This is a genomic window from uncultured Roseicyclus sp. (assembly GCF_937892565.1).
Classification (GTDB): domain Bacteria; phylum Pseudomonadota; class Alphaproteobacteria; order Rhodobacterales; family Rhodobacteraceae; genus Roseicyclus.
Genome location: NZ_CALAHQ010000002.1, coordinates 1 through 13,940, shown reverse-complemented (window position 1 = coordinate 13,940; position 13,940 = coordinate 1). Strand labels below are relative to the sequence as shown.

Below are 13,940 nucleotides of genomic sequence, written 5' to 3'. Positions count from 1 at the left end.
CATCAGGGGATCGAGCGTCATGGGATGTCCTTTCGATTTGGCGATGCGGTTGTGATCGGCTATGTCTTGCCCATCGATCCCGGCGGACCGAGCGCCGTTGTGCCAAATGACGAGAGGTCTTCGTGAACAGCCCTGTCCCGCATCCCGCGCTTCGTGAATGGCGGGCGCATATGGCCCATCCCACGCGGGCCGTCGCGCTGATCGGGGTGGCGGCGATTCTTGCGCTGATCGGGCCTTTTGACACCGCCGAAGTGATGCGCCCCCTGCCTCGGGCGGCCTATTGGCTGGTGCATGTGGGGGCGAGCTATTCGGCGGGCTATATCGCAAACGGCCTTGCCGACCGCACGGCCCCCGACAGCACCGCATGGCGCATCGCCATCGCGGGGCCCCTGACGGGTCTGCTGGTTCTGGCCATCGTCTACCTGCTCAACGGGTTCGCCCTTGGATATTGGGCGCAAGGCCAAAGCCTTGGTCTTTTGGCGGCCAATGTCATGGCCATCGCGGTGATCGTCTCGGCGATCTTTCAGCTGGCCCATGCGACCGTGCCACCGCAGGCGACGACCCGCCACCCCCCGACCCTGCTCGAGCGCCTGCCTCTCGACAAACGCGCGCCCCTTGTGGCGCTCAGCGTCGAGGATCATTACGTGCGTATCCGGACAACCAAGGGCGAGGAGATGATCCTGATGCGGCTGGCCGATGCGATCCGCGAGACGGCGGCGACACCCGGGCTGCAGGTCCATCGCAGCCATTGGGTGGCGTTCGATCAGGTGGTGGCGGTCCGGCGCAAGGGGGATGGCGCCCTGCTCCAGATGTCGCATGGCCCCGATGTGCCCGTCAGCCGCGCCAATCTGCCCAAGCTGCGGGAGGCGGGGCTGTTGCCCCGGTAGCGCGATGGTCGAATGGATCACTTCGGACAGCCTGGTAGGCTATCACGACGCCGTCGCATGGATGGAGGCGCGCGCCGAAGCCATCGCCTTGGGCCGCGCGGATGAGGCGATCTGGCTGCTTGAACATCCGCCGCTCTATACCGCCGGCACATCGGCCAAGCCCGCAGATCTGACCGATCCCGACCGGTTCCCCGTCTTTGCCACAAGGCGGGGCGGTCAATACACCTATCACGGCCCCGGGCAGCGCGTCGTCTATGTGATGCTCGATCTGAACCGGCGCGGGCGCGATGTGCGCGCCTTTGTCGGGGCGCTGGAGCATTGGGTCATCGCCGCCTTGGCCGAATTCAACGTGGCGGGCGAAATCCGCCCGGGGCGCGTGGGCGTCTGGGTCGCCCGCCCCGACAAGCCGCCCCTGCCCGATGGATCCCCGCGTGAAGACAAGATCGCCGCCATCGGTGTGCGGCTGCGCAAATGGGTTTCGTTTCACGGGCTGTCGATCAATCATGATCCCGACCTGAGCCATTTCGATGGCATCGTGCCGTGCGGCATCCGGGGGCATGGCGTGACCAGCCTTGTCGATCTAGGTCTGCCGGTGACGATGGATGATCTGGATCTGGCGCTCGGGCGCAGCTTTGCGCGGGCCTTTCCCACGACCTTGCCCTGAACCTGGCGGCCGCCGATCTTGACGCTGCGTGAACTGGGACAATTTCCCTCACCCCGATGCGCGGCCGATTGACGCCATCTTTGTTGCGGGGCTGGCCAGCGCGCCCTAAACTGTTCAAAGGATTTGCATGATCGTGCAAGGCAGACCCTTGCCCAGCCATCGACGCGTGACAGACAGGAGTTTCACATGGCAGACGCCGCCATTTCCGGGCATGACCACGAACGACCGGGGTTCTTCACCCGCTGGTTCATGTCCACCAATCACAAGGATATCGGGCTTCTCTACCTGTTCACCGCAGGTGTCGTTGGCCTCGTGTCTGTCATCTTTACCGTCTACATGCGGATGGAGCTGATGGAGCCGGGCGTGCAGTACATGTGCGCCGAGGGTGCCCGCCTGACCGCCGCCGCGGTCGAGGATTGCACCCCCGACGGGCATCTGTGGAACGTGATGATCACGGGCCACGGCGTCTTGATGATGTTCTTCGTGGTGATTCCCGCACTGTTCGGCGGGTTTGGCAATTACTTCATGCCGCTGATGATCGGCGCGCCGGACATGGCGTTTCCGCGCCTCAACAACCTGTCCTACTGGCTCTATGTCGCGGGCACCACGCTGGCCTTTTGCGCGGTTTTCATCGATGGCGGTGCAGGCCCCGGCTGGACGTTCTATCCGCCGCTGTCGTGGCAGGATGCGCCCACCTCGCGCGCGGTCGATTTCGCGATCTTTGCCGTGCACGTCTCGGGGGCAAGCTCGATCCTCGGCTCGATCAACATCATCACCACCTTCCTGAACATGCGCGCGCCGGGCATGACGCTGCACAAGGTGCCGCTGTTTGCCTGGTCGATCTTTGTCACCGCGTGGCTGCTTTTGCTGTCGCTGCCGGTGCTGGCGGGTGCCATCACCATGCTGCTGACCGACCGCAATTTCGGCACCACCTTCTTTGACGTGGCCGGCGGCGGCGATCCGGTGCTGTTCCAGCACATCTTCTGGTTCTTCGGCCACCCCGAGGTCTACATCGTGATCTTGCCGGCCTTTGGCCTGATCAGCCATGTCGTGGCGACCTTTTCCAGAAAGCCGGTCTTTGGCTATCTGCCGATGGTCTATGCGCTGGTGGCGATCGGGGGCCTGGGCTTCGTGGTCTGGGCGCACCACATGTACACCGTGGGCATGACGCTGAACCAGCAGGCCTATTTCATGGTGGCCACGATGGTGATCGCGGTGCCGACCGGCATCAAGATCTTCTCGTGGATCGCGACCATGTGGCAGGGGTCGATCACCTTTGAAACCCCGATGCTGTTTGCCATCGGCTTCATCTTCCTGTTCACGCTGGGCGGTGTGACCGGCATCATCCTGAGCCAGGCCGCCGTGGACCGCGCCTATCACGACACCTACTATGTCGTGGCGCATTTCCACTATGTGATGAGCCTTGGGGCCGTGTTCGGCATCTTTGCCGGCGTCTACTACTGGATCGGCAAGATGTCGGGCCGGCAGTATCCGGAGTTTCTGGGCAAGGTGCATTTCTGGATGTTCTTCATCGGCACCAACATCACCTTCTTTCCCCAGCACTTCCTTGGCCGTCAGGGCATGCCGCGCCGCTACATCGACTATCCCGACGCTTTCGCGCTCTGGAACTATGTCAGCTCGATCGGCGCCTTCATCTCGTTTGCCTCGTTCCTGCTGTTCATCGGTATCGTGTTCTACACGATCTTTGCGGGCCGCAAGGTGACCGAGAACGCCTATTGGGGCGAGCATGCCGACACGCTGGAATGGACGCTGCCCAACCCGCCGCCGGAGCATACCTTTGAAGAGCTTCCGACGCGCGAGATGTGGGATCGTCAACCGCATCACTGAGCGGGCCCATGCCAGTCCTGATCGACACACCCAATGGGGCCCCGGATATCACCGGGGCCCTTTCTCGTCCCGATCAGGGCGCACCGCGGCTGCGGCTTCGGCTGACGCCGCATAAGTCGCTGACGCCCGAAGGCTTTGTCTGGTTCATCGGTGTGACCGCCGCCCTGATTGCGGTGCCGCTCGTGTCGATCCTTGGCACGGCCGTATTCTGGGCGCTCTTGCCTTTTGTGGCCGCATCGGTCTGGGCCATCTGGGTCGCGCTGAAACGCTCATGGCGCGACCGCGACATCTGGGAAGAGGTTCTGGTCTGGGACGATCTGATCCGTCTGGAACGCCATGAGCCGAACCGCCCGATCCGCGACTGGGAGGCCAACCCCTATTGGGTGCGTGTGGCCCTCTATCCGCGCGGCGGACCTGTGCCGCAATACCTGACCCTGCAAGGCGGCCCGCGCGAGGTGGAGCTGGGCGCTTTTCTGACGCCGCCCGAACGTGTGGGACTGAAACAAACGCTCGAAAGCGCGCTGCGCACGGCGGCGCTCTGAACGCTTCCATCAGCGTCGCGGCATTCAGCCCAGCCGTGCCTTAACGATCGGGCCCGCGGCGCCGAAATCCATCTGGCCCATATGGCGTGCCTTGAGCGCCGCCATCACGCGCCCCATGTCGCGCAGGCCTGTCGCACCGGTCTCGGCGATCGCTGCGGCGATGGCGGCACCGATCTCGGCCTCGGACAGCTGGCGCGGCAGAAACTGTTCGATGATGCCGATTTCCGCGCGTTCCTTGTCGGCCAGTTCCAGCCGCCCGCCCTCTTCATAGGCGCGCGCGCTTTCGTGACGCTGCTTGACCATCTTGCCCAGGATCGCGAGCACTGCGGCCTCGTCCACGCCGTCGGCGCGCCCTTCCCCGCGGGCGGCGATATCCTGGTCCTTGATGGCGGCGTTGATCAGCCTGAGCGTGCTGAGCCGGATGGCATCTTTCTCGCGCATGGCCTCTTTCAGGCCCGCGCTGATCCGTTCCCTCAGGTCCATGGCCATGCGTGTCACCTTGCACTGTTTCAGACGACCTAGATAAAGCAGACCGGCCGCGGCAACAACTCCCCACGGGGGCGGCTTGACCATGGCCCGCCCGCCCCGTATGCCGACGCCAATTTGCCGACCCGCAACACGGGAGCTGCCCCATGCCTGTCAAGCCCACCGCCTGTCTCGCCCTTGCCGATGGAACACTGTTCTATGGAAAGGGATTTGGTGCCACAGGGATGCGGGTGGCCGAACTGTGCTTCAACACATCCATGACAGGCTATCAGGAGATCATGACCGATCCGTCTTATGCCGGTCAGATCGTCACCTTCACCTTCCCCCATATCGGCAACACCGGCGTCACGCCGGAGGATGACGAAACCGCCGATCCGGTGGCCGAAGGCATCATCGTGAAATGGGACCCGACCGAGCCGTCGAACTGGCGCGCCACGGGCGATCTGGTGTCATGGCTGGACAAGACGGGCCGCATCGGGATGGGCGGTGTCGACACCCGCCGCCTGACGCGTGCGATCCGCCAGCAGGGCGCGCCGCATGTGGCGCTGGCCCATGACCCGAGCGGCAGCTTCGACATCGAGGCGCTGGTCAAGGCGGCGCGCGGTTTTCCGGGGCTGGTGGGGCTGGATCTGGCGCGCGGCGTTACCTGTGCGCAATCCTACCGCTGGGATGAAAAGCGCTGGGTCTGGCCCGAGGGCTACACCAAGCGCGAAGGCACCGCGCCAAAGGTCGTGGCGCTCGACTATGGCGCCAAGCGCAACATCCTGCGCTGTCTGGCCAGTGTGGGCTGCGATGTGACCGTCATGCCCGCCACCACAACCGCCCAAGAGGTGCTGGCCCAGAACCCCGATGGGGTGTTCCTGTCAAACGGCCCGGGCGATCCGGCCGCGACAGGTGCCTATGCCGTGCCGATGATCCAGGGCGTTCTGGCCGCCGACCTGCCGGTCTTTGGCATCTGCCTTGGCCATCAGATGCTGGCGCTGGCCTTGGGCGCGAAAACGGTCAAGATGAACCACGGCCATCACGGCGCCAACCACCCGGTCAAGGATCTGGAGTCGGGCAAGGTGGAAATCACCTCGATGAACCACGGCTTTACGGTGGACAGCCAGACCCTGCCCAAAGGCGTGATCGAAACCCATGTCAGCCTGTTTGACGGGTCGAACTGTGGCATCCGCATGGCCGACCGCCCGGTGTTTTCGGTGCAATACCACCCCGAAGCCAGCCCCGGCCCGCAAGACAGCTTTTACCTGTTTGAACGCTTCGCCGATGCCGTGCGGGCGCGCGCCGCGCGCTGAAGACCGCATTGGCGCACCCTGCGCGCGATTAACCGACCATTAACCTTGAACCTTCATGGTCTTGCGTAACGCGGGCGATGGGACTTGCGCCATCGTGGCCGCGTGGGGACGAGTGGTCGAGAGTGCGATGAACAGTTTGACAGAACCGGTCGCGGCCCCGGGCAGGACGCCGCTCCTTGCCATGGGGCAGCGACGACGCCCCGGGCCAAGCGCCTACCAGCTGGCGCTGGATCATGCCCGCAGCATTCCCAAGGCACCAACCCGCCGCCCCGCTCAGGCACTGGATGCCTTGCTTCTGGCCCGAAGCGCGGCAGGCTGGGCCGATCTGACCGCCGCACGCGCAGCGGCCAACGACAGCGGCCTGTGGCTTGGCCGGGTGCTTCTGGCGCGACATGTCGTATCCGAGCCCGATCTTTTGTCGGCACTGGCCGAAAGCCATGGTCTGACCCTGGCCGACGACCGCCCCTTGCCCTCGGACGGGCGTCTTGCAACCTATCTTTGCGCCGAGCAAGCGCTGGCACTTGATGCTGTCCCGATCGAACGCAGCGGCGGCGTGGTGGTCGTGGCGACAGATCGCCCAGACCGCGCGGATGCCATACATGCTGCGCTGCGCCTGCCGGCGGGCCTGCGCGCGGTGCTGGTGGTGGCACCACGTGCCCGGATCCTTGCGGCCCAGATCGCCCTTTACGGCGAAGCCTTGGCCCGGCTGGCCGAGGGACAAGCCCCCCTGTCGGTCAGTTGCCGCGGGTGGCGGGCGCACATGGCGGGCCGCGGCGTGGGTCTTGTGGCGCTGGCGATCACGGCTCTGGCCATCGCGCAACCGACGCTGGTGGTCGCCATGGGCTTTGCGCTGGCGCTCATGATCTTTCTGGGCAACATGGCGTTGAAGATCCTGGCTTTCGCGGCAACCCTGCGCGCCGAGCGTGTGCCCTTGCCGGCCGCAAGCACCCCGGCCAACGCCGCGCCCATGCCGGATCGGCTTCCGGTCGTGTCGATCCTTGTGCCGCTTTTTCAGGAACGCGAGATCGCAACCACGCTGATGGCAGCGCTGGCGCGGCTGGACTATCCACCCGAGCGGCTGGATGTGCTTCTGGTGATCGAGCAAGATGATCATCTGACCCGCACCGCCTTGGCCGCGATGGCCTTGCCCGGCTGGGCACGCATCATCACCGTGCCGCCCGGCCACCCCCGCACAAAGCCGCGCGCGTTGAATTTCGCCCTGAACTTTGCCCAAGGCGAGATCATCGGCATCTATGACGCCGAAGACCGCCCCGAGCCGGACCAGATTTCCCGCGTGGTGCAACGCTTTGGCGAATTGGGACCCGAAACCGCCTGTCTGCAGGGACAACTCGATTACCACAACGCGGGCCACAATCTGTTGTCGCGGCTCTTTGCCATCGAATATGCGATCTGGTTTCGGGTGCTGCTGCCCGGCGTCCAGCGCTTGGGGCTGGTGGTGCCATTGGGGGGGACCACCTTGTTCTTGCGTCGTGCGGCGCTGACACATGTGGGCGGTTGGGATGCCCATAATGTGACCGAAGACGCGGAATTGGGCCTCAGGCTGGCGCGCCATGGCTACCGGACCGAGATCATCGAGACCACAACCTATGAAGAGGCCAATGCCGCCGTGTTGCCATGGATCGGGCAAAGATCACGCTGGCAAAAGGGCTATCTGATGACCTGGGCCATCGCAATGCGCAGCCCGCTGCGGCTGTGGCGGGATCTGGGCATGGTGCGGTTTGTGGCGGTGCAGGTGCAGATCCTGTTTGCTGTCGCCGGGTTCCTGGTCGCACCGCTGCTGTGGTCCTTGATGATAAAGCCCTTTGGTTTTCCCCACCCGCTGGATGCGCTGGTGGGGCCACTTGGCTACGGGGTTCTGGCCACGGTTTTTGTGGCCAGCATGATCTTGTCCATCGCGCTGGCCATTCATGCCACGCGCGCGCGGCATTTGCGGCGGTTGCGACCCTATATCATTCTGGCGGACCTGTATTTCTTGCTGGGCACGCTTTCGGCATGGCGGGCGGCGGTTGAAATGCTGGTACGGCCATTTTTCTGGGCCAAGACCAGCCATGGGCAATTCGGGGGGGCCACTGCCGGTTTGCACAGCCCGCTCAGACCTGAGTCTTCTGTGCCTCTTCCTTGAGCCGGACGACAAAGGCGATGGACAGATGATCGCGCAGCGCGCGCGCAGCGCGTTCGCCATCGCGCGCTGCGATCGCCTCGACGATTTCCAGATGCTCGGCCAGGGCCTTTTCCCCCCGCCCCTTGGCCGCAAGCGAGGTGCGCGCCATCAGCGCCATGGAGCGATAGACAAGGTCAAGCTGCTGGACGAGATAGCGGTTATGACTGGCCAGATGGATCTGATAATGAAACCGCCGGTTGGCACGCGCCAAGGCCTGCGGATCACCGAGGAGCACACGATCAGCCTCGACCATGTCGCGCAACACTTGCACTTCTTCGACCGCTGCATGCTGCGCGGCCAGCCGGGCGGCCAGCGCCTCGAGTTCCTGACGAACTGCATAAAGCTCGGCCATCTGCGCATGGTCAAGCGAGGCCACGATCAGCGAACGACCATCCCTTGTCAGGAGCCGCTGGGTTTCCAGGCGTTGCAACGCCTCGCGGATGGGTGTGCGGCTGACGCCGAACCGTTCGGCCAGTTCCGATTCGACCAGCCTGTCACCGGGCCGATATATCCCCTGATCAATCGCATCGAGGATCAGGGCGTGGGCATCCTTTTGGGGATCGGGCGACATCTTGCTGGCCATTGCGAAACGGTCTCCTTTCGTATGCACGACCAAGGCTAGGCGGCCGAACCCGCCCTGTCCAGACTTGCGCAGCGTCCCCGCGCGCCTTAGGCCTATGCTCATGCCAAAGAACCGCTTTTCCCATGTCGAGACTTGGGTGTTCGATCTCGACAACACGCTTTATCCGCCCCAGACGGCGCTGTTCGACCAGATCAACATCCGCATGACCAATTGGGTGATGCAGGTGGCCGGTGTGGACCGCGCGCGGGCCGAGATCCTGCGCCACAGCTATTGGCGCGAACATGGCACCACGCTGGCCGGATTGATGGCTCATCACGCCATCGACACCGATGCCTATCTGGAAGACGTCCACCAGATCGATTTCTCGGTGATCGCGCCCGACCCCGGGCTTGCCCAGGCCATCGCGGCGCTACCGGGACGGCGCATCGTCTATACGAACGGCACCCGACCCTATGCTGAACGGGTGCTGGCCCATCGCGGATTGACGGGACTGTTCGATGCGATCTATGGGGTGGAACACGCCGGGCTTGTGCCCAAGCCGCAGCGTGCGGCCTTTGAGACGGTGTTTGGTCTGGACGGGCTTGCGCCCGCGCGTGCGGCGATGTTCGAGGATGATCCGCGCAATCTGCGTGTGCCCCATGAAATGGGAATGCGCACCGTGCATGTGGCCCCCGAAGCCGAACCGGCGGCCTTTATCGAACATCACACGGGCGATCTGACCAGATTTCTGGAACACCTCGTTTGAGGGGCCGAAAATTCGTACGAATTTTCGCAGACCGGATTTTTCGTACGAAAAATCCACTCCGGGCTGCTGTGGGGTTGGGACAGCCTGTCGCGTCGCCCTGCGCGGGGTCGCGCCCTAGCTATCGCGCATGACACAGCAGATACAGACGGATGTTTTCATCTCGGGCGGCGGCGTGGCCGGATTGACCGCCGCTGCAGCCTTTGGCGCGGCGGGCTTTTCGGTCGTCTGTGCCGATCCCACGCCCCCCATCACCGATGCCGCCAGCGCAGGGTCAGACCTGCGCACCACCGCCTTTTTGCAGCCGGCGCGCGATTTTCTGGATCGTATCGGCCTGTGGGAACGGCTGGCCCCCCATGCCATGCCCTTGCAGGTGATGCGCATCGTCGATGCCGGTGGCCCCGATGCCATCGCGCGGGTCGCCCATGATTTCAACGCCGCCGATATTTCGGACCAGCCTTTTGGTTGGAACCTGCCAAACTGGTTGTTACGGCGCGAAATGGTGGCGCATCTGGCCAGCCTTTCCACCGTGGATTTCCGCCCGGGGCTGGCCACAGCCCAGCTCCTGACCCGACAGACCGAAGCGCGCGTCACCTTGAGCGACGGCTGTCGGATCACGGCAAAACTGGTGATCGGGGCAGATGGGCGTGACAGCGCGGTGCGCCGTGCCATGGGCATCGCTGCGCGCACCCTGCGCTACGGACAAAAAGCTTTGGCCTTTGCGGTCATGCACGATCTGCCGCATGGAAATGTGTCGACCGAGATTCATCGTTCGGGCGGGCCTTTTACGCTGGTCCCCTTGCCCGACCGGGGGGGGGCGCCCTGTTCCGCTGTCGTCTGGATGGAGCGCGGACCCGAGGTGCTGCGTCTGGCCGCGCTGCCCGACGCGGCGTTCAACGCCGAAATGACCGAGCGTTCCGCGCATCTGTTCGGGCCGCTGGCGCTTGCCTCGCGCAGGACGGTCTGGCCCATCATCAGCCAGATTGCCGAACGCATGGTGGCCGAACGCGTGGCGCTGGTGGCCGAAGCCGCCCATGTCGTGCCCCCCATCGGCGCCCAGGGGCTGAACATGAGCCTCGCCGATCTGCGGGTATTGCTCGATCTGGCAGAGGCCGCTCGCGATGATCCCGGCGCAGCGGATGTTCTGGCGCGCTACCAGCGCGCGCGCCACGCCGAGATCGTCGCCCGCGTGGCGGGGGTGGATGCGCTCAACCGTGCATCCATGGCCGGGGCGCAAGGCTTGCGCGATCTGCGGCTGCGTGCACTCAATGCCATCTATTCCGTGGCACCCGTGCGCCGCGTGATGATGCGCGCGGGGTTGGGTGCCAAGGCGTAAAGTGGTCGTGTGTGGCAACCACCGCGCGTCGTTGAAAAGCAAAGATGCTCGGCCGCGCTTCAGGGAAAGACGCGGTCGATGCCATCTTGCAGTCGGGCCAGCGCGGCAGGCACATCATAAAGCTTGTCCAGACCGAACAGCCCGATGCGGAACGTCATGAAGCCGTCTGGCTCATCAACCCGCAAGGGGACACCTGCCGCGATCTGGATGCCGAGGGCTGCAAATTTCGCACCCGATTTGACGTCCGGGTCATCCGTATAGCTGACCACGACACCGGGGGCGCCAAAGCCATCAGCCGCGACCGACAAGATGCCCTTTCGTGCCAGCATGGCCCGCACACCATCGCCCAGCGCCCATTGCGCGGATTTCAACCGATCAAAGCCATAGGCGCGGGTTTCCAGCATGGTGTCGCGAAAGGCGCGCAACGCGTCTGTCGGCAGGGTGGCGTGATAGGCATATCCGCCCGCCTCATAGCTGGCCATGATGGCAGCCCATCCCTTGAGATCGGCGGCAAAGCTGGAGGATTGGGTCTGTTCCATACGCGTCCGTGCGCGGTCCGACAGCATGACAAGACCCGCGCAAGGCTGAGCTGACCACCCTTTTTGTGGGGCCGAGATCAGCACATCGACGCCGGTGGTGGCCATGTCGACCCAGACCGCCCCCGAGGCGACGCAATCCAGCACCAACAGCGCCCCGACATCATGGGCGGCATCGGCCAAGGCGGCAATGTAGCTGTCAGGCAAGATGATACCCGCAGAAGTTTCCACATGCGGCGCAAAGACGATGCCGGGACGGGTGGCGCGGATCTGTGCGGCCACCTCATCAATCGGTGGCGGGGCATAGGGCGATTGCGGGCTGTTGCCCGTGCTGCGCGCCTTGATGACGGTGACCGCGCGCGCGATCTGGGCGGCATCGAGGATTTGCGACCAGCGAAACGAGAACCAGCCGTTGCGCACGACCAGCACATCCTGACCCCCGGCGAATTGGCGCGCCACCGCCTCCATCGCGAAGGTGCCGCCGCCCGGCACGATCGCCACATGCGCCGCGCCATAGACCTCTTTCAACATGGCAGAGATGTCGCGCATCACGCCCTGAAAGGTGCCAGACATATGGTTGAGCGAGCGGTCGGTGAAAACGACGGAATATTCCAAAAGCCCGTCGGGATCGACGGTATCGAGCAGGGCGGTCATCGGCGCGGTCTCCTTGTTGGGTACCGGGGTAACGTGCGGGCGGGCGCGCTCCAAGCCCGAATGCGGCGAAAACACGGGCCAGGGCCCCCTGACCCGCGCCGATCGGGGCGGTGGGTTTCCGATCGGCGTCATCCCAGCGGGCCGGGGCGGCGTTCCTCGGACAAAAGCACATTCGCCTCGACCTGCCCCACGCCGGGCAAGGTCATGATCCGTCGCCGCAGCACGCGTTCGAAATCGGGCAGGTCCCGGGCCACGACGCGCAGCCGGTAATCGTAAAGCCCCAACACATGTTCGACCGTCTGCACCTCGGGTATGGCCACGACGGCACGTTCGAAATCCTCAAGGCTGACGCGACCCTTGAGCGCCAGCTTGACGCCCAGAAAGACGGTGACACCAAAGCCCAGCGCCTCGAGATCCAGGTCAAGACGCCGGGTGCCGATCACGCCCGCCTCGGTCAGGCGCTTGATGCGCCGCCATGTGGCGGGTTGCGACAGGCCAAGGCGGCGGCCCAAGGCGCTGGCCTTGAGGGTGGCATCAGCTTGCAGCGCGCGCAGGATGGCGCGGTCCGTGGCATCAAGATCAAGGCTCACAGCGGCACGGTCTGCTGATGCTTGATCGTGGCGATCTGCATCAGCGCCTCGATATCGGCGATATGGGGCAAGCTCAGGATGCGGTCGCGGTAGATCTCCTGATAATGGGTCATGCTGCGCGCGATCACGGCCAGCCGCACATCGACACGGCCCAGAAAGGTCTGGATCTCGGTCACCTCGGGCACAAGCCGGGCGGCGGCGAGAAATTCGTCAAAGGCGCGCGGCGCGGTCTTGTCGAGGGTCAGGCGCAGGCTGACCTCGACCCCGTAGCCAAGTTCGGACCAGTTGATCGTATGATGCTGGCCGCGCAGCACGCCCTGGGCCTGAAGGCGGTCGAGCCGCTTGTAGCAGGTGGCCAGCGGCATCCCGGCGGCTTCGGCCAATTGGGTCATGGGCTGGGCTGGATCAGCCTGAAGATGACGCAAAAGGCGGCGGTCGATGTCATCAAGCATGATTATTCACGAACTCCCGGTCTCAACGAATGAAATTATATCCATATTCGCTGATAATGCAAATTTCCTTGCGGCGAAAGACGCGAACCCAAGGCATGGTGCGCGCAGACTGATTCCCGCCATCCGAGGAGAAGAACAGATGCGCGTCTATTATGATCGCGATTGCGATGTGAACCTGATCAAGGACAAGAAGGTCGCCATTCTGGGCTATGGCAGCCAGGGCCATGCCCATGCGCTGAACCTGCGCGACAGCGGCGCCAGGAATGTCGTGGTGGCATTGCGCCCCGGTTCGCCCAGCGCCAGAAAAGCCGAGGCCGAGGGGCTCAAGGTCATGGGCATCGCCGAAGCGGCCGCTTGGTGCGACCTGATCATGTTCACCATGCCCGATGAATTGCAGGCCGACACCTACAAGAAATATGTGCATGACAATCTGCGCGAAGGGGCCGCGATTGCCTTTGCGCATGGTCTGAACGTGCATTTCGGGCTGATCGAGCCCAAGGCCGGCGTCGATGTCATCATGATGGCACCCAAGGGCCCCGGCCACACGGTGCGCGGCGAATACACCAAGGGCGGCGGCGTGCCTTGCCTTGTGGCGGTGCACAATGACGCGTCAGGCCGCGCGTTGGAAATCGGGCTGTCCTATTGTTCGGCCATTGGCGGCGGGCGCTCGGGCATCATCGAGACCAATTTCCGCGAAGAATGCGAAACCGACCTGTTCGGCGAACAGGCGGTTCTGTGCGGTGGTCTGGTCGAGTTGATCCGCATGGGCTTTGAGACGCTGGTCGAAGCCGGCTATGAGCCGGAAATGGCCTATTTCGAATGTCTCCACGAGGTCAAGCTGATCGTCGATCTGATCTATGAAGGCGGCATCGCCAACATGAACTATTCGATCTCGAACACGGCCGAATATGGCGAATATGTCTCGGGTCCGCGCATCTTGCCCTATGATGAGACCAAGGCCCGGATGAAAGCGGTGCTGCGCGACATCCAGACCGGCAAGTTCGTGCGCGATTTCATGCAGGAAAACGCCGTCGGTCAGCCGATGTTCAAGGCAACGCGCCGCATCAACGACGAACACCAGATCGAGGCGACCGGCGAAAAGCTGCGCGCGATGATGCCGTGGATTTCCGCAGGCAAGATGGT

General features: G+C 64.0%; 14 protein-coding genes. 9 read left to right on the top strand and 5 right to left on the bottom strand.

The features are described from left to right. The first annotated feature begins 122 nt into the window (after positions 1–122). The 4 genes from Q0094_RS00115 to Q0094_RS00100 all read left to right on the top strand — a co-directional run bounded on the left by Q0094_RS00115 (position 123) and on the right by Q0094_RS00100 (position 3,941). A complete protein-coding gene (locus Q0094_RS00115) occupies positions 123–887 on the top strand; it encodes a LytTR family DNA-binding domain-containing protein (protein ID WP_297613934.1) in 765 nt (254 codons plus the stop codon). 4 nt (positions 888–891) lie between these two features. Beyond that, positions 892–1,551, top strand: coding sequence for a lipoyl(octanoyl) transferase LipB (lipB, locus tag Q0094_RS00110; protein WP_297613932.1), 660 nt, complete (start codon positions 892–894; stop codon positions 1,549–1,551). 186 nt (positions 1,552–1,737) lie between these two features. Next, a complete protein-coding gene (gene ctaD, locus Q0094_RS00105) occupies positions 1,738–3,399 on the top strand; it encodes a cytochrome c oxidase subunit I (RefSeq protein WP_297613930.1) in 1,662 nt (553 codons plus the stop codon). A gap of 8 nt (positions 3,400–3,407) precedes the next feature. Next, positions 3,408–3,941: a DUF2244 domain-containing protein gene (locus tag Q0094_RS00100; protein ID WP_297613928.1), complete on the top strand. Its 534-nt coding sequence runs from the start codon at positions 3,408–3,410 to the stop codon at positions 3,939–3,941. Between the two features lie 24 nt (positions 3,942–3,965). On the opposite strand, the gene Q0094_RS00095 is transcribed toward Q0094_RS00100, so the two are convergent. Further along, positions 3,966–4,424, bottom strand: coding sequence for a GatB/YqeY domain-containing protein (locus Q0094_RS00095; protein ID WP_297613936.1), 459 nt, complete (start codon positions 4,422–4,424; stop codon positions 3,966–3,968). Between the two features lie 149 nt (positions 4,425–4,573). Between Q0094_RS00095 and carA the strand changes: the two genes are divergently transcribed. Together carA and Q0094_RS00085 are read left to right on the top strand one after the other, a co-directional pair. Further along, entirely contained in the window at positions 4,574–5,722 is a 1,149-nt protein-coding gene (gene carA / locus Q0094_RS00090; protein WP_297613926.1) for a glutamine-hydrolyzing carbamoyl-phosphate synthase small subunit, read from the top strand. 181 nt (positions 5,723–5,903) lie between these two features. Further along, positions 5,904–7,865 carry a glycosyltransferase gene (locus tag Q0094_RS00085; protein WP_297613924.1) on the top strand — a complete coding sequence of 654 codons (1,962 nt, stop codon included), beginning with the start codon at positions 5,904–5,906 and terminating at the stop codon, positions 7,863–7,865. On the opposite strand, the gene Q0094_RS00080 is transcribed toward Q0094_RS00085, so the two are convergent. Continuing rightward, on the bottom strand, positions 7,834–8,487 hold the full coding sequence (locus Q0094_RS00080; protein WP_297613922.1) for a GntR family transcriptional regulator: 654 nt from the start codon (positions 8,485–8,487) through the stop codon (positions 7,834–7,836). The genes Q0094_RS00085 and Q0094_RS00080 overlap by 32 nt on opposite strands. 100 nt (positions 8,488–8,587) lie before the next feature. Between Q0094_RS00080 and Q0094_RS00075 the strand changes: the two genes are divergently transcribed. Next, complete coding sequence (locus tag Q0094_RS00075; protein WP_297613920.1) at positions 8,588–9,232, top strand: pyrimidine 5'-nucleotidase; 645 nt, start codon at positions 8,588–8,590, stop codon at positions 9,230–9,232. A gap of 127 nt (positions 9,233–9,359) precedes the next feature. Then, positions 9,360–10,565: a UbiH/UbiF family hydroxylase gene (locus Q0094_RS00070; RefSeq protein WP_297613918.1), complete on the top strand. Its 1,206-nt coding sequence runs from the start codon at positions 9,360–9,362 to the stop codon at positions 10,563–10,565. 59 nt (positions 10,566–10,624) lie between these two features. Here the strand turns inward: Q0094_RS00070 and Q0094_RS00065 are convergent, their stop codons facing one another. The 3 genes from Q0094_RS00065 to Q0094_RS00055 all read right to left on the bottom strand — a co-directional run bounded on the left by Q0094_RS00065 (position 10,625) and on the right by Q0094_RS00055 (position 12,797). Next, positions 10,625–11,755, bottom strand: coding sequence for an aminotransferase class V-fold PLP-dependent enzyme (locus tag Q0094_RS00065; RefSeq protein ID WP_297613916.1), 1,131 nt, complete (start codon positions 11,753–11,755; stop codon positions 10,625–10,627). Between the two features lie 128 nt (positions 11,756–11,883). Then, positions 11,884–12,345, bottom strand: coding sequence for an Lrp/AsnC family transcriptional regulator (locus Q0094_RS00060; protein ID WP_297613914.1), 462 nt, complete (start codon positions 12,343–12,345; stop codon positions 11,884–11,886). Continuing rightward, positions 12,342–12,797 carry an Lrp/AsnC family transcriptional regulator gene (locus Q0094_RS00055; RefSeq protein ID WP_297613912.1) on the bottom strand — a complete coding sequence of 152 codons (456 nt, stop codon included), beginning with the start codon at positions 12,795–12,797 and terminating at the stop codon, positions 12,342–12,344. Before Q0094_RS00055 ends, Q0094_RS00060 begins: the two co-directional genes overlap by 4 nt. A gap of 139 nt (positions 12,798–12,936) precedes the next feature. Between Q0094_RS00055 and ilvC the strand changes: the two genes are divergently transcribed. Next, the coding region (ilvC, locus tag Q0094_RS00050; protein ID WP_297613910.1) for a ketol-acid reductoisomerase at positions 12,937–13,940 on the top strand (1,004 nt) is incomplete at its 3' end.